The 20,640-nt window shown below is 39.0% G+C and carries 20 protein-coding genes; 15 read left to right on the forward strand and 5 right to left on the reverse strand.

Going from position 1 to position 20,640, the window contains the following annotated elements:
- A partial coding sequence (locus tag J3U69_RS04665) for a serine hydrolase domain-containing protein (RefSeq protein WP_267413202.1) occupies positions 1 to 758 on the forward strand: 758 nt, incomplete at its 5' end.
- Between the two features lie 255 nt (positions 759 to 1,013).
- Positions 1,014 to 1,715, forward strand: coding sequence for a DUF975 family protein (locus J3U69_RS04670; RefSeq protein ID WP_258567350.1), 702 nt, complete (start codon positions 1,014 to 1,016; stop codon positions 1,713 to 1,715).
- A 72-nt stretch (positions 1,716 to 1,787) separates the two neighbouring features.
- Here the strand turns inward: J3U69_RS04670 and J3U69_RS04675 are convergent, their stop codons facing one another.
- The gene (locus tag J3U69_RS04675) at positions 1,788 to 2,015 is read right to left on the reverse strand and encodes a hypothetical protein (protein WP_103752593.1); all 228 of its coding nucleotides are present in this window, start codon (positions 2,013 to 2,015) and stop codon (positions 1,788 to 1,790) included.
- Between the two features lie 156 nt (positions 2,016 to 2,171).
- Between J3U69_RS04675 and J3U69_RS04680 the strand changes: the two genes are divergently transcribed.
- The 5 genes from J3U69_RS04680 (at position 2,172) to J3U69_RS04700 (ending at position 10,581) form a co-directional block, all read left to right on the forward strand.
- A complete protein-coding gene (locus J3U69_RS04680; protein ID WP_103752592.1) occupies positions 2,172 to 3,494 on the forward strand; it encodes a PTS sugar transporter subunit IIC in 1,323 nt (440 codons plus the stop codon).
- On the forward strand, positions 3,472 to 4,362 hold the full coding sequence (locus J3U69_RS04685; protein WP_220220387.1) for an alpha/beta hydrolase: 891 nt from the start codon (positions 3,472 to 3,474) through the stop codon (positions 4,360 to 4,362). Before J3U69_RS04680 ends, J3U69_RS04685 begins: the two co-directional genes overlap by 23 nt.
- Entirely contained in the window at positions 4,359 to 6,890 is a 2,532-nt protein-coding gene (locus J3U69_RS04690; RefSeq protein WP_267413203.1) for an ATP-binding cassette domain-containing protein, read from the forward strand. Before J3U69_RS04685 ends, J3U69_RS04690 begins: the two co-directional genes overlap by 4 nt.
- A gap of 220 nt (positions 6,891 to 7,110) precedes the next feature.
- Positions 7,111 to 9,213, forward strand: coding sequence for an ATP-dependent Clp protease ATP-binding subunit (locus J3U69_RS04695; RefSeq protein ID WP_267413204.1), 2,103 nt, complete (start codon positions 7,111 to 7,113; stop codon positions 9,211 to 9,213).
- 345 nt (positions 9,214 to 9,558) lie between these two features.
- Entirely contained in the window at positions 9,559 to 10,581 is a 1,023-nt protein-coding gene (locus J3U69_RS04700) for a branched-chain amino acid aminotransferase (RefSeq protein ID WP_267413206.1), read from the forward strand.
- A 208-nt stretch (positions 10,582 to 10,789) separates the two neighbouring features.
- Here the strand turns inward: J3U69_RS04700 and J3U69_RS04705 are convergent, their stop codons facing one another.
- The 4 genes from J3U69_RS04705 to J3U69_RS04720 all read right to left on the reverse strand — a co-directional run bounded on the left by J3U69_RS04705 (position 10,790) and on the right by J3U69_RS04720 (position 13,927).
- A complete protein-coding gene (locus tag J3U69_RS04705; protein WP_220220383.1) occupies positions 10,790 to 11,560 on the reverse strand; it encodes a class II aldolase/adducin family protein in 771 nt (256 codons plus the stop codon).
- 213 nt (positions 11,561 to 11,773) lie between these two features.
- Positions 11,774 to 13,126: a PTS galactitol transporter subunit IIC gene (locus J3U69_RS04710; protein ID WP_220232513.1), complete on the reverse strand. Its 1,353-nt coding sequence runs from the start codon at positions 13,124 to 13,126 to the stop codon at positions 11,774 to 11,776.
- A gap of 25 nt (positions 13,127 to 13,151) precedes the next feature.
- Entirely contained in the window at positions 13,152 to 13,472 is a 321-nt protein-coding gene (locus tag J3U69_RS04715; RefSeq protein WP_220220381.1) for a PTS galactitol transporter subunit IIB, read from the reverse strand.
- A complete protein-coding gene (locus tag J3U69_RS04720; protein ID WP_267413208.1) occupies positions 13,469 to 13,927 on the reverse strand; it encodes a PTS sugar transporter subunit IIA in 459 nt (152 codons plus the stop codon). The genes J3U69_RS04715 and J3U69_RS04720 overlap by 4 nt, the downstream gene beginning before the upstream one ends.
- A 165-nt stretch (positions 13,928 to 14,092) precedes the next feature.
- Here J3U69_RS04720 and J3U69_RS04725 point away from each other — a divergent pair, with 165 nt between their 5' ends.
- The 8 genes from J3U69_RS04725 (at position 14,093) to J3U69_RS04760 (ending at position 20,628) form a co-directional block, all read left to right on the forward strand.
- The gene (locus J3U69_RS04725; protein ID WP_296286773.1) at positions 14,093 to 14,836 is read left to right on the forward strand and encodes a DeoR/GlpR family DNA-binding transcription regulator; all 744 of its coding nucleotides are present in this window, start codon (positions 14,093 to 14,095) and stop codon (positions 14,834 to 14,836) included.
- Between the two features lie 22 nt (positions 14,837 to 14,858).
- Positions 14,859 to 15,812 (forward strand): 1-phosphofructokinase family hexose kinase, encoded by a 954-nt coding sequence (locus J3U69_RS04730; RefSeq protein WP_267413209.1) that lies wholly within the window; start codon positions 14,859 to 14,861, stop codon positions 15,810 to 15,812.
- A gap of 164 nt (positions 15,813 to 15,976) precedes the next feature.
- Positions 15,977 to 17,059 carry an alpha/beta hydrolase gene (locus J3U69_RS04735; RefSeq protein WP_267413210.1) on the forward strand — a complete coding sequence of 361 codons (1,083 nt, stop codon included), beginning with the start codon at positions 15,977 to 15,979 and terminating at the stop codon, positions 17,057 to 17,059.
- Between the two features lie 176 nt (positions 17,060 to 17,235).
- Complete coding sequence (locus tag J3U69_RS04740; RefSeq protein WP_267413211.1) at positions 17,236 to 17,730, forward strand: PTS system mannose/fructose/N-acetylgalactosamine-transporter subunit IIB; 495 nt, start codon at positions 17,236 to 17,238, stop codon at positions 17,728 to 17,730.
- Positions 17,731 to 17,732: 2 nt separating this feature from the next.
- Complete coding sequence (locus tag J3U69_RS04745; protein WP_220220376.1) at positions 17,733 to 18,530, forward strand: PTS mannose/fructose/sorbose/N-acetylgalactosamine transporter subunit IIC; 798 nt, start codon at positions 17,733 to 17,735, stop codon at positions 18,528 to 18,530.
- Positions 18,523 to 19,341, forward strand: coding sequence for a PTS system mannose/fructose/sorbose family transporter subunit IID (locus J3U69_RS04750; RefSeq protein WP_220234962.1), 819 nt, complete (start codon positions 18,523 to 18,525; stop codon positions 19,339 to 19,341). The genes J3U69_RS04745 and J3U69_RS04750 overlap by 8 nt, the downstream gene beginning before the upstream one ends.
- A 1-nt stretch (position 19,342) precedes the next feature.
- Complete coding sequence (locus tag J3U69_RS04755; protein WP_220220374.1) at positions 19,343 to 19,759, forward strand: PTS sugar transporter subunit IIA; 417 nt, start codon at positions 19,343 to 19,345, stop codon at positions 19,757 to 19,759.
- Positions 19,760 to 19,770: 11 nt separating this feature from the next.
- Positions 19,771 to 20,628 carry a PRD domain-containing protein gene (locus tag J3U69_RS04760; protein WP_220234961.1) on the forward strand — a complete coding sequence of 286 codons (858 nt, stop codon included), beginning with the start codon at positions 19,771 to 19,773 and terminating at the stop codon, positions 20,626 to 20,628.
- Positions 20,629 to 20,640: the final 12 nt, after the last annotated feature.

Here is a 20,640-nt window from a genome sequence, read left to right on the forward strand (position 1 = left end):
GGTTCTATCCGGCAATACCGGGTGCGAAAAAGATTACGATTGAAAATTTATTGGCAATGACGGCTGGGCTGCAGTTAAAACCAGGAGCGCGGTTAGGCCGGCGGCACTTTGTCTCTGACCAGGATAATCTAGCCTGCGATGTGAAAAAGACGGTGTTTAAGCCGAAGATGTTGGGCAAATGGTATTACAGCTCGCTTAATTATGTATACTTGTGCGGCATAATGACGCAGGTAACCGGTCAAAGCTATGAGCAGCTTTTCCGGGCAACATACGTTGAGCCGCTGCAGTTAAAACAGACGGAGTTTTTATGGTCCAAGCCGGGTAAGATTATTGCCAGCCGCTTGGTACCGGGCATGATTTACCGCGGCGGGCGCTATGATGTGGTCAAGCACAAAAAGGCGCTGCAAGCCGCGCATGATGAATTGGGTGCCGGGTCAGTCGTGATGTCAAATCATGATTTAGCCAAGGTAATGAATTATATTCTGGCCGGCAGCCTGCTCAGTAAAAAGAGCCGGCGAGAACTCTACCGGGCGCGTCCGCCATATTATTATAATGGTGGTTTTTATAACGATGCCAGTTTAGGGCTAAAGACGGCTAATGGGGCAGGAGAAGGCTACTACACCTTCATGCGCAGCACGAAGACGGCGAAGACCATGATTATTATTCAGGCCAATAAGACGCGGAAGGGCGAATTTGTGGTTTTGAAAGATCGTATTGATAAAATTATGTTGCAGTTATTGAAGAAACACGGTAAGTAGTGAAAATATAATTGGTTGTACCTTGTTTTTTAGTTAATTGCATGCTAAAATTTTGTTGTGCCGCCATAGGGAAAGAACTCATTTTCTCCGGTAGCGAAAATGTAAATTTCTATATGTGGTCAGTAATGGTGGCACAAACACTGTGTGAGCTTAGTTCCGATTGTTGGTGGGACTAGGCTTTTTGTATTTTCTTTGCATTTATGTACTTTAAAATAGTAGTATGTATTTAAATAGGAGTATATAAAGGAGATCAATATGACAAGAGCTGAATTAAAAGCTGAAGCTAAAAGTCAGCTGCATGGTAATTGGGTCTGGGCAGCTTTCGTTAGCCTAGTGCTTGTAATAATAAATGCTATTTTATTTGGGCCAAGTATTAATGCTACACTTAAAACAGTGAATGATATGAATGAGGTAATGGGAAGTAGCCACCCAGAATCAGTGTTTAATCCGGGAATTTGGGCTGGAAGACTACTTGGCAATAGCGGAACTGGATTTCTTAGCGGTTTCTTTATGCTGAGTATGGTTATTACCTTTTTAGCTTTTACTGAAGGTCGCAAGTTTAATTTTTGGCGCTCTATTTTTTCGGTTTTTACTGATAATCGGTTTATTCCGGAACTAATTAATTATCTTTTAAGCAATATTTTTCAATTTTTGTGGTCATTACTGTTAGTCATTCCCGGCCTCATTAAGTCTTATTCTTATGCAATGACGCCTTATATTGTTAGTGATCTGGTTGATAGTGGTCATGAAGTTCATGCAACTACCGGTATTACAGAAAGTAGGCGGCTGATGAACGGACACAAGTGGGAATTATTTGTACTTGATCTCAGTTTCATTGGTTGGGCAATTCTTGCATCGCTTACTCTAGGAATCGGCTTTATTTGGCTTATTCCATATGAGCAAACGACCAAGGCAAACTTCTACCGTAATCTGGCCGGTGATCAATTTAGACAATAATTTAATAAATAAACAAAATAAAGGACAGGCTCATTAATCAGCCTGTCCTTTTTAGTTTGTTTAAATGTTTAGCTAAAATTTGTTTAAATCATCAATATTAAACAATTTTCCGGTATATTCGGAGCTTATGTCATCAGTATCTTTTAGCGCTTCTTTAATTTGGTTGGAATTTAAATGATCAATAAGATAAGCCTTTAAAGCAGTATTGGTTAGGTCATCTAAATCAGTTCTAGTTAGTTGGAGATACTTTTCTGCCAGTTTTTCTACTTTTTCATTCAGTTCGATTTTTTTCCTGCTCATTTTCCCACCTTCCAATAACCGCTTCTATTATAACATTTTCACGTATCAGGGCGGTCAGAAAGGAATAAATTTATATTTCAAATAAAAAAATTGCTGGTAGTGAATAATTGGAGTAGTATTTTATTCCAAATACTGTATAAAGTAAGGGCTTGAACAATGTTAAATATACTTACAAAGTCTGTTTTGCGAATTAGGCAATGGACTTTTTTGCGGGCGGCGCAAAGAACCTTAGTAATGCTAATGCCAATTGCTGTTATTGGTGCTTTTTTCAATCTGCTAAATGATTTGGTCTTTTCTCCAGATGGCCTGATTTATAACATTTTTAGTCTTGATAAAATCATGTCTGATCATATTTGGTATGCGGGTTCATTTGTTTGTCGCGGCATGATTGAAATAACGTTTGGGGTATTTGGCGTTTATGCCAGCTATTTTATGGCGCGCTATACCGCTAGAATCTACCATAAAGATTCAACAATGTCAGGAATGACTTCCGTTTTAATTATGCTCTTTTGTTCATATGCCTCTAACAGTGGCCACGGCAATCAAGTATCATTCACAATCAGCCTGTTACAAATTAATGCTGTTTTTAGTGCATTAATTGTTGGTTTTTGTGTTGGACAGGTGTTTCATTTACTAGGAAAAAATTATGTACCAGTAGAAAATGAAAGCACAAAGTGGATTCAGCATCGTGCTTGGGACGCAGTGTTGCCCTTTTTTGTTTCACTCGCTTTGGGAGTGGTGCTCGGGATTATTATTTATGAATTACAAATCAAATTACTCAATTCTGCTAGTTTTAACGAATTGGTCAGCCGGCTGCAAACCACGAACAACCTGTTAGAAGTCTTATTCTTATCATTAATAGTAACTTTTCTAAACTGGTTGGGGATCGGCTACCCTTTACATGCTTTTGCTGGCACGGTAAATAATGCTTACACTGCTGAGAATCTGACATATGCGTTTCAGCACGGTAGTTCGTGGAATGTGCCCTACAAGTACTTAGGTAGCTCGTTAATTAAGGCTTACGGTACGATGGGCGGCGCGAGTGTCATTTTAGCGGTGATTGTTTTACTGTTACTGCGGCACGGAAACAAGGAAATCGGCGCAATTGCACGGCTTAATTTAATCCCAGCAGCTTTTGGGTCAAGTTTAGGCTTTGCGGCTGGCCTGCCAATTATTCTTAATCCTGTTTTTATTTTACCAAGTATTTTAATTCCATTAATTAACATGACTTTAGCCGCAGGTGCAATCACATTGCGGATTATTCCTGTTTGTGTATATCCTATTTTAAAGGGAACTCCGGGACTATTGATTTCATTTTTTGGCACTAACGGCAACTGGACGGCTCTTTTGTTTGTGATGGTGCTTTTCGCCCTGGATTTATGCTTAATGTGGCCGTTTATCAGGATAAATGAAAGAGTAGAATTAAAACTGAAGTTGAGTAAAGGGGGCAGCAGCAATGCGTTTGCACAAAAATCCTAATTTAAAATGGTTGACTTTGTTAATTACACTCATGGTTGTCCTCGCCATCCCCAGTTATTTTTGGATGAAAAGGGATAATAAAGCCCGAGCCGAACGCAGCCGCTCACTGCTTTCACCGGTAATCATGGTGCCGGGATCGAGTGCAACGACCGAGCGCTTTAATGATTTGATTGACCAACTGAATAAAACAACCATGAATCAGCATAGTGTGCTCAAAGTTACTGTTTCACGTGAAGCAAAACTGTCATACAGTGGTTCAATTGGGAAAAATGATTTAGAACCGATCATCATTATTGGTTTTGCTAATAATAAGGATGGTTATGCCAATATCAAGAAACAAGCCTATTGGTTGGATATTGCGTTTGACTCATTAATGCAAAATTACAAGTTTAATAATTTTAAGGCCTTCGGTCATTCAAACGGTGGGTTGATTTGGACATATTGGCTGGAGCATTATTATGCACAGTATGCAAGTGACACAAAAATGAAGCGGCTAATGACATTGGGAACGCCGTATAATTTTACTGAGAGCAATATCAAGAATCGCACACAAATGTTAGCTGATTTTATTAAAAAGCGTTCCGCTTTGCCTAAAAACCTTAAGGTTTATTCATTATCTGGTGGTAAAAGTTACGAATCAGACGGCATTGTACCAGAAACAAGCGTTGCTGCGGGTAAGTTTATTTTTCAAAATCAGGTAAAGTCTTATACAGCGATGACCGTAACCGGCGAGAAAGCTGACCACTCGGATTTACCGCAAAATAAGCAGGTTATCCAGGCAATTCGGGAATACTTACTGAGAAAACCAGATCGACCAGTTAAGCCGGGAAAACAGCTGAAACCAAGAAGAAAGGATCGTAATACATGAAATATCAAGAACAGCCGACTAAAATCGAAGTTATTGGTGGCAGGGTCAACAATTTAAAAAATATCAATGTGGCCATTCCATTGCACCGATTTGTCGCAATATCAGGTTTAAGTGGTTCGGGTAAATCCAGTTTAGCAATGGGTATTCTGTATTCTGAAGGTGCCCGTCGCTACCTTGATTCGCTGGCGGCTTACACTAAAAGGCGAATAAGTCAGGTCGGGCGGGCACAAGTCGATGAGGTAAAGCACATCCCTTCGGCGCTAGCCTTGCGCCAGCGGCCGAGTATTCCGGGCGTCCGGTCAACCGTTGGCACGGTAACAGAAGTTTTCAATGTTTTACGGCTAATTTTTTCCCGGTTAGGTTCGCCAGTTTGTCCCAATGGCCACCGGATGGCGCCAACAATCAAGATTGCTGAAGCGATGGATTTAACCGGTGAGGCAATGGGGCGCCTTACTTGCCCAGCTTGTGGCGAACAATTCTATGCTTTTAGTGCAGAAGATTTTGCCTTTAATTCCGATGGCGCATGTAAAAAATGCCAAGGTTTAGGAACAGTAGAACAAATTGATGATAGTAAGATTATTGCTAACGAAGAATTAACTCTAGAAAATGGTGCCGTGGCGACCTGGCAGATTCCGGGTCGCAATTGGATGTGGCGCATCGCCCGTGAACTTGGTGTCCGGACAGACGTACCGTACAAAGACTTGACTAAAGCAGAAAAGGAAATTGTTTTACACGGCAAGGAACGTAAGGTGCCGGTGGATTTGCCTACTTCAACGGGCCGAGTTTATCATCTCGATGCCTTATATGAAAATGCCTATAATGCTGTGGCCAATTCACGCAAAACTACGAAATCAGAGCGTGGACTGGAACGGATTAATTCTTTTTACCGTTTTAAAACCTGCCCGCGCTGTCATGGGCACCGGATTGACCCAAGTCGCTGGAGTCAATTGGTAGCTGGAAAAAATATTGTTGAAGCAGAACAACTTACGCTCGGTGAACTTGACGATTATATGAAAGAAATCGCAGCCTGGTTGCCAGATGATATGCAAGCTTTAGCGCAAAATCTGACGGGTGAATTGCTGCATCAGGTTAAGCCCCTACTAAAATTAGGGTTAGATTACTTGAGCTTAGCTCGTCAGGCTAATAGTCTTTCAACTGGTGAATTGCAGCGAATTCAATTGGGGCGCACCTTGCGGACAGAAACTACAGGAGTACTTTATGTGCTGGATGAACCATCTGTGGGACTGCATCCAGATAATGTTGCTGGGTTAATTGAGGTTTTTCACGAACTGGTCAATCAAGGCAATTCATTAGTCGTTGTTGATCATGAAACTTCAATTATAAGTGCTGCTGACTGGATTGTTGAAATTGGTCCGGGTTCAGGTTCGCAGGGCGGCCAAATAATCGCTGAAGGTTCGCCAAAAGAAATTGCGCAGAAGCCAGAATCCCTAATTGGTCCGTATTTAAAAGGAACAGCTCCGCTTTATGTGCGGCCACAGGTGGATACAAAGAAGCTTTTTAGTGAAGGCACAATTAAGTTTACTGTCAAAGGCCGCTTTAATTTACAAAATGTTCACACGCAAATTCCGGTTGGGCGGTTGACTGCAGTTACGGGTTTTTCTGGAGCAGGCAAAACAACGTTAATTCTTGATTCGCTCATTCCCGCATTAAAGGCGCAAGAAAAACAGGTAGATGGTCCAAGCTGGGTAAAAGATTTGACTAGCGGTGGAATCAAAAATGTTATTAGCGTTGATTCTTCGCCGGTTGGCAAAAATCAGCGTTCTACGGTCGCTACTTATACTGATATTATGGATAATTTGCGCAAATTATTTGCCCGCCAGCCGTTAGCTCAAAAGCTAAAGTATAAGGCAGCGCATTTTTCCTACAATAATAAAGAAGGTGCGTGTCCGGCATGTGGTGGTACCGGAGCAATTTCACTTGATATTCAGTATTTGCCCGATATGGTTGAGACTTGTTCGGTTTGTGGCGGTCACCGGTTTAACCAAGACGTCTTGCGTGTAAAATGGCATGGACTGAGTATTGCAGACGTGCTTGATTATTCGGTTGACGATGCTTTGAAAGAACAGTTATTTAGGGATGAGCCTAAGATTGAAAAAACAATTACTACTTTGCATGATATGGGGCTAGGATACCTGCATTTAGGTGAATCAACACCTGCGTTGTCAGGCGGAGAAGCACAGCGGCTAAAATTGACTAGTCATCTCCACCGGCGGCAAAAAGGCAGTCTTTTTGTCTTTGATGAGCCAACAGTTGGTCTTCATCCACACGATGTTAGGACCTTGCTAGCTGTTTTTCAAAAATTACTGAAGCAGAAGGCAACGATTATTACGATTACTCATGATCTGGATATTATGGCTAATAGTGATTATATGATTGACATGGGTCCACGCGGTGGATTGCAGGGAGGAAAAATTGTTGCATGTGGGCAGCCTGTGGATATATCGCACAAAAAGGATAGTTTAACCGCCAAATATTTGGCTGAACACATGAATTTATATCAAAAATAGCATAATTATTAAACCTTGATAACAACAATAAAGTTGATTTATCAAGGTTTTTTAGTTAAAAAAGGAAAAATTCACAAGTTAAGCAAAAAAATGTGGAAAAGTAAGCAAAAAGGGTTGCATTCTGTGGATAACCTGCTACAATATTATATGTAAGCAGTTAGCAGTCGACAGCATCGAGTGCTAATTACAAAATTTAAACCTATTAAAGGGGTGTATATGTATGGCATATTTTGATAACGAATTTGACAATCTATTTAACGAATTAAATAATTCTTTCTTTAACAATGATGATAATGGCTCGATTCCAGTTCACTATTCGAGCATGAATATTTCTCCACAAGGCATGAACCAGAACGGCCAAATGCCTGGTCAACCAAAAAAGGAAAAACCAATTGGCGTTGACTTAGTTGAGCAAGCTAAAAACAATAAATACGATCCTGTAATTGGTCGTGATGAACAAATCCAAGAAGTAATTGAAATTTTAAGCAGACGTAAAAAGAATAATCCGGTTTTAGTCGGACCTGCAGGTGTTGGTAAAACCGCGATTGTTGAGGGCTTAGCACAAAAAATTGCTTCAGGTGATGTTCCTGACAAGATGAAAGATAAGCATATTATTGCAATTAACATTAATGATATGGTTGCGGGTTCTAGCCTTCGTGGTAGTTTCGAAGAGCGCCTGAAGAAGGTAATTGACGAAGCTAAAAAGAATCCAAACATCATCTTATTCATTGATGAAATTCATAACATTGTTGGTGCAGGTTCAACTGATTCTGAAAATAATAGTGGCGATGCTGCTAACATTTTGAAACCAGCTCTGGCTAGTGGTGACTTGAACTTAATCGGTGCAACGACAACAGGAGAATACCGTCGAATTGAAAATGATGCTGCTTTGGCACGTCGTTTCCAACCAGTACAAGTTCCAGAGCCATCCGCTGATGTAACGGTTAAAATTTTAGAGGGTCTAAAGAAAAAGTATGAAGACTATCACCACGTTAAATACAGTGACAGTGCTTTACGCTTAGCCGTTGAATTATCACAACGTTACATTCAGGGTCGCTATTTGCCAGATAAGGCAATTGACTTAATGGACGAAGCTGGTGCTAAGAAGGGTCTTGACACTATTCCTAGTGATGAAGCATCAATTAAAAAGAGAATTACTAGTCTTGAAAAGGAAAAAGAAGAGGCCGCTAAAAATGAGGACTACAATAAAGCTAGTGATTTGAAGAAGAAGATTGAGGAATTACGTGAAAAAGCTGATCACGTTGATGATGCTGCAACTCCACGCGTAACCGACCAAGACATCTATGCTTTAATTGAAGCAAAAACTAAGATTCCAATGAGCGAACTTCATGCCAGTGAGGGACAAAAGAACCTTGATTTAGCTGCTAAATTAAAGAAGGCCGTTATTGATCAGGATAATGCAATTGACGTGATTACTGATGCAATTGCCCGTAAGCAAGTATTCAAGGATAATAATCGTCCAACTGGGTCATTCCTACTGACTGGTCCAACTGGTGTTGGTAAAACTGAGCTGGCTAAACAATTGGCAATTCAATTGTTCGGCGGTGAAAATCACCTGATTAGACTTGATATGTCCGAGTACCAAGACCAAATGGCAGTTAATAAACTGATTGGTTCAGCACCAGGCTATGTTGGCTACGGTGAAGGTGGACAATTAACTGAAAAAGTACGGCATCAACCATATAGCTTGATTTTGTTTGACGAAATTGAAAAAGCTAATCCACAAGTCTTTAACGCATTATTACAAATTATGGATGATGGTCGCTTAACCGATGCCCAAGGTAGAACTGTTTCATTTAAAGATACAATATTGATCATGACTTCAAATGCTGGGTATTCTGATAACTTACTCAAGGATGGCAAGGTCGACCATGATAAAATGATCAAAGCCTTAGAAGCTTACTTCAGACCAGAGTTTTTGAACCGGCTTGATGCAATCGTACCGTTCAATTCACTGACCGAAGAAGATATGACTAAGATCATTGATATTTACTTAAAGAAGATGTCACATGTCTTAGCTAAGAGGGATGTGAAAGTAGAAATTTCCCCTGAAGCAAAAGCTTACTTGGCAGAAAAAGGCTATGATAAGAAATTTGGTGCACGGCCACTACGTCGGGTAGTTGAGCAAGATCTGGAAACTCCAATTGCAAAATTGCTAATGAAGGAGCCTGACACCAAAGAAGTTAAGTTTACTGCAGATGACCAGCATGTTTACTTAAATGGTGATGCAGTTTTAACTATCACACCAAAAGCTGATAAGACCGATAAAACTAAATCTGAAACTAAAGAAAATAAGGACTAATTGAAAATTAGGCTAATTGCTAAACAATAATTGAGGACTAGTTTCCGCTACTTCGCGGGAGCTAGTCTTTTTTTGTCTAAATTTGAAGTAGTAAGTTTTTTCCTGCCCAATGGTTATTGCCTTTTATCATAGTATTGAACTACTGACTGAACTATTTGTTTCACGTGTGACACTCAAGCAGAGTTAACTATTTTTTGCCAAAAAGATATTTTGGTAATTTGTGCAATAAAGGATTGACATCATTAAATTTATGGTCTAAATTAGTTAACAATTAACTATTAATTAAAAAGCTAATAGTTTATTATTAGTTTATGTAACATAAGGAGTAATAAAGGGTGGATTGTTATGAAACAACGAGTAGAAGATCTTGATTGGAAAAATTTAGGCTTCGTTTATCGCGATTTACCATATCGCTATGAAGCTAAATATAAAGACGGCGAATGGCAAGAAGGAAAGTTGGTTGAGGATTCAACCATTACCCTTTCCGAAGGGGCAGAAGTACTGCACTATGGCCAAGAGATTTTTGAAGGTTTGAAAGCCTACCGGCGTGAGGACGGTAAAATCAACTTGTTTCGCCCAGATCAAAACGCTCATCGTTTTACTTTGTCAGCTCAGCGCTTGGCAATGCCACCATTTCCTGAAGACCGGTTTGTAGAGGCAGTAAAGCAAGTGGTGCATGCGAATGAAGAATTTGTGCCACCATATGATAGTGGCGCAACTCTTTATTTACGTCCATTCATGGTTGGTACCTCAAATGTTTTGGGTGTTCAAGCTGCCGATGAATACATTTTTCGCATTTTTGCCGTTCCGGTAGGGGCTTATATCAAGGGCTTGAACCCAGCCGACTATATTGTCAGCGATTATGACCGTGCTGCTTATGCGGGAACTGGTCAAGCTAAAACCTCAGGTAACTATGCCAGCAGTTTATTGCCATCGGTTGAGGCGCATAAGAATGGCTATGCCGATTGTTTGTACCTTGATCCACGTGAACATAAATATGTTGATGAGTTTGGTGGCGCCAACTTTTATGGCATTACCCAAGAAGGCCAATTTGTTACTCCTAAGTCAAAATCGATTTTAATTTCAATTACCAAACGGTCCTTGTTAGAGCTTGCTAAGGAGCAGGGATTAAATCCGGTTGAGCGCCAAATCACCTTAGAAGAAGCTTTTAAGATGAAAGAAGCTGGTGCAATGGGTACCGCCGCTGTTATTTCGCCGGTGGGCTCCATTACCTATAATGGTAAAAGGCATGTTATTTACAGTGAAACAGAAACCGGTCCGGTGACAACTAAACTGTACAATGAATTAGTTGATATTCAATACGGTAAAAAGAAGGGCCCAGAGGGCTGGGTACAAACACTGGATTAATATTATTAGCAGGCTATGGTAAATCAACTACATCTCCTAATTATATTTACAATAGCCGCAAAAAAAGCTGACAAAAATTTGTCAGCTTTTTAAGTGGAAGAATAACCAATTTTTACGGACCATTAACTAATAATCTGAGATTAAAGTTGCATTTGCGTAAAATTTGTTATATCTTCAAAGTAGTTATATTTGATAAAAGGGGCACTAGTTAGTCGCCTTTTTTATTTTGCCCTTTTTTCCGATTATAAAGAGCTTTACCCGCTTTAACATCTTCCCAAGTGCCAATCTTGGTATCTTCCGAATAATATCCGTCTAAGACGCCGATTTGCTGAAAAACGGTTTGCTTGTAAGCAACTTTGGCATTATATTCGGTAATATCAACATCAGCCAAAGATTTGTGCAGAGCAGTTAAGGGATCCATGTCCTTGCCGCCAGAAGTAAAGAGGGTACCGTGAGAATTAAGGATAAAACCGTTACGTAACGCCTTTTTGCCTAGTTTTTTGATTTCACCGGCGACATATTGGGCTAATTCTTCCGTACACATGGGATGCCACGTAAGGGTTCTAATTTCTTGTAATTTTTGTGTTGCCTCAGTGACATTCGGCATATTTAACCCGCTTGTTCCCCAAAACATGCACTGATCAGCATGGGAGTGAAAAACACACTTAATCTCGGGATTGGTATCATAAATGGCTTCGTGCATATTTATTTCACGTGTAACATTACCGTTGCCAGAAATAACTTTGCGCGTATGCGGTTCAATGACTAAAATTTGGTCGGCCGTTAGGTAACCCATGTATGCTTCTGACATCATGGTTGGCGTCATCACATAATAGTTTTTGCCGGTTTCGTCCTGCACTTTAATACTGATATTTCCACCAACAATATTGGTATCGCGCCGTTCCATTACCTCACGAACGACCTTGGCCAAATCTTCGCGTTCATATTCAAATGGTATTCTGCCTGCTGGATATTGCATCAAATTCTTCCTTTCTAATTATCTTTTGTTGTAGTGACTCTGTGTTTTTTAGAAAAAAGAATACCACTTCCTTTCTTATCGATTAGCATCCCTAAACCAATTACGAAAATGTTTAACCAATATTGATGGGAAAAAATTGCTAAAAAGAATAAGCTAAAGGCTAAAAAGGATAAGCAGGTCCAAAAAAATTTACTTTTTACCATTTTTACACCATTACTTTAACTTGCTATATTTCAATGCCGGAATCGGGTTCTTTTTAAATGACCGGTAAAGGAGCCAGAAAAGTGCCAGAAGGGCAATTAAACCAACAATCGCCCAGATGTTACCACGACCTACCCAAGCCATTAAAAATCTTAATTCCGGTGCTTCGATTGAGCTCCAAGAAACTTGGGCACCTGCTGGAACTTTAATTGAAGTACTTGATTTCGCTAACTTAGTAAAAATATCAGCAAAATATGATGCGCCGTACAAAAAGATTGGTTCGTAAATAATGCCGAGAACCATCATTCGTAAGAGATTGCCACCAGTCAGTAGTAAGCCGCCAACGCCAATACAATAATTAATTACACCTGCAATTGGTAAAATCTTGTTACCTGGCAAAATAGCCGCATAAATAATTGAAATTGGGATCATTAGCACCATGGTTACCCATAATTCGGTACTCTGCCCTAAGATTGGCCAATCTAATCCAATAACGAATGTTCTTCCTTTAACGTGTTTTTTCATAAAATTACTCATAGTAGTTCCAAATGGTGTTAGAGCATCCATAAAGAACTTGGCCATTACTGGAAAAATCGCCATAACAGCTCCGACGGTGACCGCAAGATTAAGGGCATCACCGATACTGTAGCGTCCAGCTAGTGCCAACACTAGGCCAATAATGGCGCCCATTGTTACTGGTTCACTAAAGACACCAATCTTACGTTTTAACGATGTTGCATCCCATTCACGGTTAAAAATGGGGATGTAGTCCATCAATTTGTTAATCGGGGACATAATAATCGCTGTAAATGCCTCAATGTGGGTTACGGTAACACCCTCATACCCAAGCATATTGGCAATTTCTTTACTCCACATATCTCCCAATTTTAAGCAGATAACAACTTGGATGGCCCCACAGATAAAGCCCCAGATTAAACTGCCAGAAATTTGGTAAACCATGTAAGCTGTCAGTGCGATACCCCAAACATTCCACATGTCGGCGTTCATTGTATTAGTCATTTTGGTAAAAATCATGACTAAATTAACCACGATTTCTACGACGAAAAACAAAAAGGCTAGGGTCCAACTCCAAGTAATTGCAGCTGCACCAGTCCAACCAAAGTCAACTGCCGGTAAATTGATGCCAGTATATTTGGCCAGAGCCTTTGCAGCAGGACTAACGGTTTCAGTCAACTGGTTGATCGCCATTGACATGCCAATAAATCCGGTTCCTAAATAGAGTCCGGAAAGGATAGCTTTAGAGGGTTTCATTCCAAAAATTAGCCCTAAGATCATAATTAAAATCGGAATTAAAACCTGGGCACCAACGCTCAATATCCCTTGGACTATTCCATTCCAATCCATTAAATTCACCTCCAATGATGAAATGCTATTCCGCCTGCTTGACGATATCAGCTACTTTTTGATTGGCATTGTCCTGATCCATGCCAGTTAGCCAGGGTAAACCGACCATGCCCACAACATGATTAGCATCAAGAACTTCTTGCAGGTCACCATCTGCGGGAGCAATGCCCACATAGATAATGACATTATCATCATTCTCAATTGTGGTTTTTGCTTCACCGATTGGCTCAGGAGTGGCTTTTGCCAGGTGATCCAACCCTTGTTCTGCTAAGAAATCATTAATCTTATTAGCGACTTGCGGGCTGGTTGCTACTCCCGTACCACAACAAACTAAAATTGTTTTCATTTTGATAACCCCCTAAATTTCGCTTCAACGAGCTGAAGCATATTTTGTGAATCCTTTGTTTTTTGAAACTGTTCAACAAAGTTCTGATCTTGAAAAGCTGCAATAATTTTGGCTAGCAATTCAGGCTGCTTTTCGCCATTTTTAAGACCTAAAAACAAAAAGTTCTGGGCAGATATGTCAGAGCTGTCACCCATTTGCTTAAGTTTTAAGGAACTAATAGTGCGAGCAAGATAAATAAATGGTCGCTTAACGTATTGCGGGTCAACATGTGGCAGTGCTAAGGCAATATCGGCAAATTTTAAACCGGTAGGGTATGCTAACTCTCTTTTTTCTAAATTAGCAATATAGCCTAGATTGGCAAAATCTTGACTGATAACTCTAGTTCCGACTAAGTCAAATAGCTGTTCTTCAGTATCAACCGCAATATTTAAGTCAATTAAATCTTGGTAAAACAAAAATTTCTCCTCCTTTCACTTTTGAATACGTTTTCAATATAATACGCTAGTTGAACATTGTCAACCTAAATTTAACAAACTTTAACATAGATGAACTTTAAATGTTGGACAATGTTTGATATACTTCTGGTGTGATGGTAAAATTGAATAAAAGAAGTGATTTTTTTGAGTTTACAAGAAAAAAGATTAACAGCCATAAACAATCTTTTACGTAAAACCGGCTTTATGACAACGGTTGATATTGCGAAGAACTTACAAGTTTCTTCCATGACTATCAGACGTGATTTAAAGAGATTGGAAGAATCAGGGGATATTACCCGAATTTATGGCGGCGCAAAAAGCAACTACCAAGCAGAATCAACTACTAATGAGAAGTTGCAAAAAAATATTGATGAAAAAAAGGAAATTGCGAAGTTGCTAGCAAAGCAAATTGCTAACAATTCAACAATTTATTTGGGTGCAGGAACAACTCTGTTGCAGGCAGTACCATTATTGGTTACGAAAAATCTAACTTTTGTAACTAATAGTTTAGTAGCCTTTAATGAAATCAATAAAAGTGATTGCCGCTTATTTTTAACGGGTGGCGAGCTGCACCGTAATACTGAAGAATTTCTTGGTGAAAAAGCTGAGAACATTTTTGACGGCTTAAATTTTGATTACGCAATTTGTTCAACTAATGGTATTAATGGCAATAGCGTTACTACAAGTACAATCCCTGAAGGCAATATTCAAAATATTGCAATGGAACATGCCGAAAAGTCTTTGATTGTTGCCGATCATACTAAATTAAATCATTCAGATATCATCACATTTCAAAAGCTTGATCAATTCGATTTTCTAGTGACTGATAGCAAAATTAGTAAAGAAGAGATCAAGAAATATTCGCAATATACTAAAGTTATTTACTAGTTACATCAGAATAGGAAGAGAAATGGATATCACAGTTACAATTAATCCGTCCGTTGATCGTCTGTACCAACTTGATCATTTAGAAATAGGTGAGTTAAATCGGGTGCAGTTGGTGAAGAAAATGGTTGGTGGCAAGGGCATTAATGCTGCTCGTGTGGCAGCATGTCTTGGCGCCGAAACTATCGCCACCGGTTTTTTGGCTGGTCCAAATGGCCAATATATTTTAGATCAGGCCAAAAATGACCGTTATACCTGCAAGTTCATCACTACTAAAGGCAATACCCGTAATTGTTACACGATTATTCAAAATAATGGTGAAAAAACCGAAATTAATGAACAAGGCGATCGACTTGCACTAAGTAGCATGGATAATTTGCTTGCATCTTTGTCCTCGCTAATTGTGAAGCACAACGTGACGGCTATTTCTCTGAATGGTAGTGTTCCACCAACTAATATGCAGCATATTTATTCTAAAATCATTACCAGTATTCGCAGGCTCGCACCACAAGTAAAAATCGTGCTGGATACGTCTGGCCAGGCATTGACTGAGGTGCTACAAAGTACCGCTTTGCCAGATTTTATTAAACCCAATGAGCAAGAAGCAGCTGAACTACTAGCAGCACCAGTAACGCGTGATTGTCATAAATTGAAGCGAGAAATAAGGGCTAGCAGTCTTAATAAAATCGCTAATATCATCATTTCGCTGGGTGATCGGGGTGCTTTGGTTAAACATCATGATGACTTTTACCGAGTCAATTTTAAGCCTGTGGAAGTAGCTAATACCGAAGGATCAGGGGATTCCGTTGTTGGCGGATTATTATACGCGCTTGATCGGAAATATGACTTTAAGCAAGCGATTAGCTTAGCAATTGCGGCGGGTACAGCCAATGCAATGGAAACAAAAACTGGATTTGTTAAGCGCGAACAAGTTCTTGCGATAATGAACACAATTGCCATAACGAAATTGGATAATTAGAGAATAAAAAATATTTTTAGGAAGCGCTTTCCAAATGTTAAAAAATATGCTAGGATAAAAGCATAATTAGTTAGGATCGTAACAGCTTAGAAACTGGCGAAACCGAAGAAGTATACAAATTTGTATGCTTTTTCGGTTTTTTTTATGCAAAAAGGAGTGTTCAAATGACGCAAAGACAATATTCAAAATCATTAGTCAATGAATTGCAGACTAATTCATTAAGCCAAGTAATTAATGGTGTGCAAGAAATCGTTAAAGTCGTGCCAGGGCAGAGGGGAAAGCCACGATTAGATATTCTTGATCCTCATGTCAAGCAGATTATCAAACAAAAAATGAGTGAAGGTGTTGGCAGCAAGCCATTTTCGTTAAATTTTGACCGTAATCGTCCAGAAAACGTCACTTATGACATAACGACAAGTGAGGTGCTGAAAAAAGAAAGTCTAATTGAGATAAATAATGACCATTATATTGATACTTTTATTTATCAGCCAGTAAATATTATCGCTAAAAATCCTGTTTTGATTTACTTACATGGTGGAGCATATATGACAGGAAAAGTTGAAGAGTTTGGTAAGCAAATGAAATATATTGCCGAACAGGCCCAGACAACAGTGGTTTTCCCGCACTATAGATTAGCTCCAGAAAATCCTTATCCAGCAGCAATTGAAGATGTGCTCGGCATTATTAACTGGGTAAAAGAAAATCACGCTGAGCTTGGTTCTACAAATCCGAAGATGGTGTTAGCGGGCGATAGTGCCGGAAGTGGACTGATTAATTCATGCATTGTCATACTGAAAGATAGCTCAATTATTTCCCGGGTAATAGAACTGTATCCAGCAATTGATAACGATATGGCACCATATTATGATTGGCAAAAGTTTGCTGTATGTGCGGAAGACGAAAAATATGTGAAGAATCGAGTACAGCGAATGCTTAATTCATTGACTAGTTTTGAGGAAAACTATTTGCATCATCAGATTGATCCGCGTGATGAAATAGTTAACTTGTTTAATATTAGAAATTGGGCTAAAATTCCGCCGCTAACGTTTATTCTTAACCAATATGATTTGATTACATTAGTTGCTGAAGAATTTATCAAAAAGGCTTTACAGCATCAAATTGACCTAAATGTTATTAAGTATTTAGGCTGTGATCATGGTACGCTGAACTTTTTTGGTACTGAACCACAAGCAGAGGATATGTGTTTAGAGATAGCTCGAGTTCTTCAAGATGAGGGCAAGAAATAATCAAGCTCTTGGATGAATTTTGGCTCGATAAATTACAAGCGCAAAAATAACAACAAATTAATATAGGATCGTAACAGTTTAAAAACTGGCGAGACCAAGATATTGATGATTAATGCACTTTTTACTAGTGATATTAAGAGTCTTTGTTTTGGTCTCTTATTTTTTAGGAGGAAAAAATGTCGATAGTAGGAGCACGAATTGATAACCGATTACTTCATGGGATTGTAGCAACTAGTTGGGCACCCAACGCTAACGCTACGCGCGTAATGGTAATTGATGATGATGTAGCTAATGATTTGCAAAAAAAGCAAGCGATGAAATTAGGCAGGCCGTCTGGCATGGCTGTATCCATAATTTCTAAACAAACGGCATTAACTAATTTTAAGGCGCATAAATATGACAGGCAGAAAGTTTTTATCGTCTCTCAGACACCTGATGTTTTCTTGGAATTACTTGAGCAAGGCGAGGATATCAAAGAGCTCGTGTTAGGCGGAACGTTAACTTACACTGAAGCACTTAAAGTAACGAATAGGGCCTATATCAAGCCAAATCAAATAGAAACTTACCAGGCCATTTTAGATGCAGGCTGTAAAGTGATTTCTAAATATGTTCCGCAAGATGAAAGTGTTGACGTTGGTAAAATTTTGAAAAATAGAAAAGCGGGTGCTTAACAATGGGTTTCACAATTGGACAAGTAATTTTGGTTACAATTTTAGCCTATCTTCAGAGACTAGATTTTGAAACAACGCAAATTGTACCAATGAATTATATGTTTTGGTCATGTATAGTTGGTGCGATTTTAGGCGATTTTCAAATGGGATTAGTTGTTGGTGCAACGATCCAGTTAATGTCATTAGGAGTAGCGGCGTTAGGTGGTAGTTCTGCACCGGATTATGCTGTTAGTGCAATGATTTCAACTGCTGTAGCAATCGGGACTGGTAAAGGAATGGCAGCCGGATTGGCACTAGGTGTACCCGTAGGAATGCTTTGCATACAACTGGATGTTTTACTTAAAATTCTCAATTCATTTATTACCAATAAAGCGCACGAATTAGCCAATAACCGGCAATATCGCAAAATGAGAATGTTAATTCCGGTAATGACAGCTTTAATGCCACTTGAATCAGCTGTCCCTGTTTTTATTGCAGTGTTATTTGGAAAAACAGTTGTTAATAGCATTTTGAACTTGATGCCTACCTGGTTTACGGTTGGCTTAAATGTTGCCGGAGGAATGCTACCAGCAGTTGGAATGGCCATGCTGTTATCATACATGCCATTAAAAAAGTATGGCTATTGGCTATTAGTTGGTTTTGCTTTATCTGCCTATTTAAAAATGCCGGTCTTAGGGGTAGCCTTAATTGGCGTTGCTGGCGCCATCCCAACATTTATGAATTATTCAAATAAAACAAATCAAACTAGTGCTGCAGCAAGTGCTACTGGTTTAACTCAGGAGGATATGGAAGATGAATAATACCACGGCAAAACAAGACGGCAGAATTCTAACGAAAAAAGATATTTGGCGGGCAATGAGACGACACTACCTTGCTATTAGTACATATAACTATGATAGTGGCTTTGCAGCAACTTTGGTTTGGGAGTTGTTTCCAGCGCTCAGTAAAATTTATCGTGGCGATCCAGATGGCTTACAAGCTTCAATCGATAATCAATTTAAATTTTATAATTGTAATCCATGGATGTCGCCCATTATTACTGGTGCAACCTTGGCCGTAGAAGAAAAAGGTAAAACCAAATCATTGCAAGCTGTTCAGGATTTAAAAACTGCCTTGATGGGGCCTTTTTCGGGAATTGGTGATGCCTTAATTTGGGTATTATTCCCAACGGTTTTAGGCGCAATTGCTGCTTCGATGGGAAAGCATGGCAATAGTATTGGCATGTGGATCTACTTTGCCGTTTATGTATTATTTTTCTTTTTACGTTCATTTCTTTACCAACTTGGCTATGACTCAGGTGCATCTTTAATGACCAATATGAGTGATCAGCTTGCTGCTTTAACTGATGCCGTATCAGTATTAGGAATCGCGGTCATTGGCGCTATAGTACCTTCGACAGTGAATTTTAAATTAGCTTTAAAATTTAGTCAGGCAGGCGTCTCACTTACGGGTCAACAAATTTTAGATCAAATTATGCCGGGACTACTGCCGGTATTATTAACTGGCTTGCTGTACTGGATGCTGAAAAAGGGGCGAAAAATGACCACCCTAATTTTAATGGTAATTGTTATTGCAATGGTCGGCGCAGCATTAGGAATATTTAAGGCTTGATATGAAACAAATAGTAATTATTTCTCACAAAACGATGGCTCAGGGAATGGCCGATACAATTAATTTTTTTGCTGGCGATATACCCAATTTGCACTATATTTGTGCTTATCGTAATGGCAAAAATAATTTTCCAATTAAAGAATTAACCAATTTGATTGCTACATTTGAACCACAAGAACAGATTTTTCTCCTTACCGATTTATTGGGTGGCAGTGTTAATCAGAATTGTACCCAACTAATCAAAAATCCAAGGATAAACGTTATTACTGGCGCTAATTTAGCATTGGCATTGTCAATTGTACTGGATCCCAGCGACCACCTTTCTGCTAAAAAAATAGCCGCATTAGTTAATGAGGCTAAAGAACAAATGATTTATATGAATGATTATGCAAGCGAAAATGAAGCTGATGATGAATAAGGAATGTGAGTATGAAGATTATTAAAGTCTTTAATAATAACGTTGTTTTGGTCGATGATGAAAAACATGAACAGGCAATACTTTTTGGTAATGGCATCGGTTTTAAAAAACAGCCAGGGGATGAAGTTGTTAAGACTAAGGGGGTTCAGACTTTTATTAAAAATATCAAGGACCCTGAATGGCTTAACTCGTTATCGAGTTTACTAGAAAATGTACCGCTGGAATATTTAGCCGTTTCTAAAAATATTGTTGATCATGCCGAGAAAAAGCTCAATACGACTTTCAATCAGTTTTTAATTATTAGCTTGGCAGACCATATTTATTTTGCCGTTAAAAGAAATAAAAGAAATGATGTTTCTTCCTTAGTCAGCGTGAAAAATGTCTATCCTTTGGAGTATAGTGAAGCACTTGAAAGTGTTAACTGGATTAACTCAACTTTTAATGTTAATTTGCCTTCCGGTGAAGCGGGATTAATTGCAATTCATTTTGTGGAAAATGAAATAACGCCCATCAATGAAAAACAGCAGTTAAGTGAAAATGCCACGAGTTTGCATTTGAGTAAAGTTCTTCAAATCATAATAGCAGACTTAGGCTATCCAGAGCAGCCAACAACACTTGAGCGCTTAACGGTTCATTTAAGATTTTTAATTACGCAAATACAAAATAATCAGGATTATCTTCCTGTAACTTCAGCTGATAATCAAACAATTTTGGCCGCATTTTTGAAACAGTTTCCTGAATTAAAGGGGACTCTAAAAAAACTGCAGGATTATTTTTACCAAGAAATGCATTATCAGCTAAATAGCAGTGAGCGTTTATACTTAGTTATTCATTTAAAACAAATTGAAAATAGTTCTGATGATGAATAGTATAAAAAATAG

Origin of the sequence: Lactobacillus sp. B4026, assembly GCF_026535825.1 — a bacterium.
Classification (GTDB): Bacteria; Bacillota; Bacilli; order Lactobacillales; family Lactobacillaceae; genus Lactobacillus; species Lactobacillus panisapium.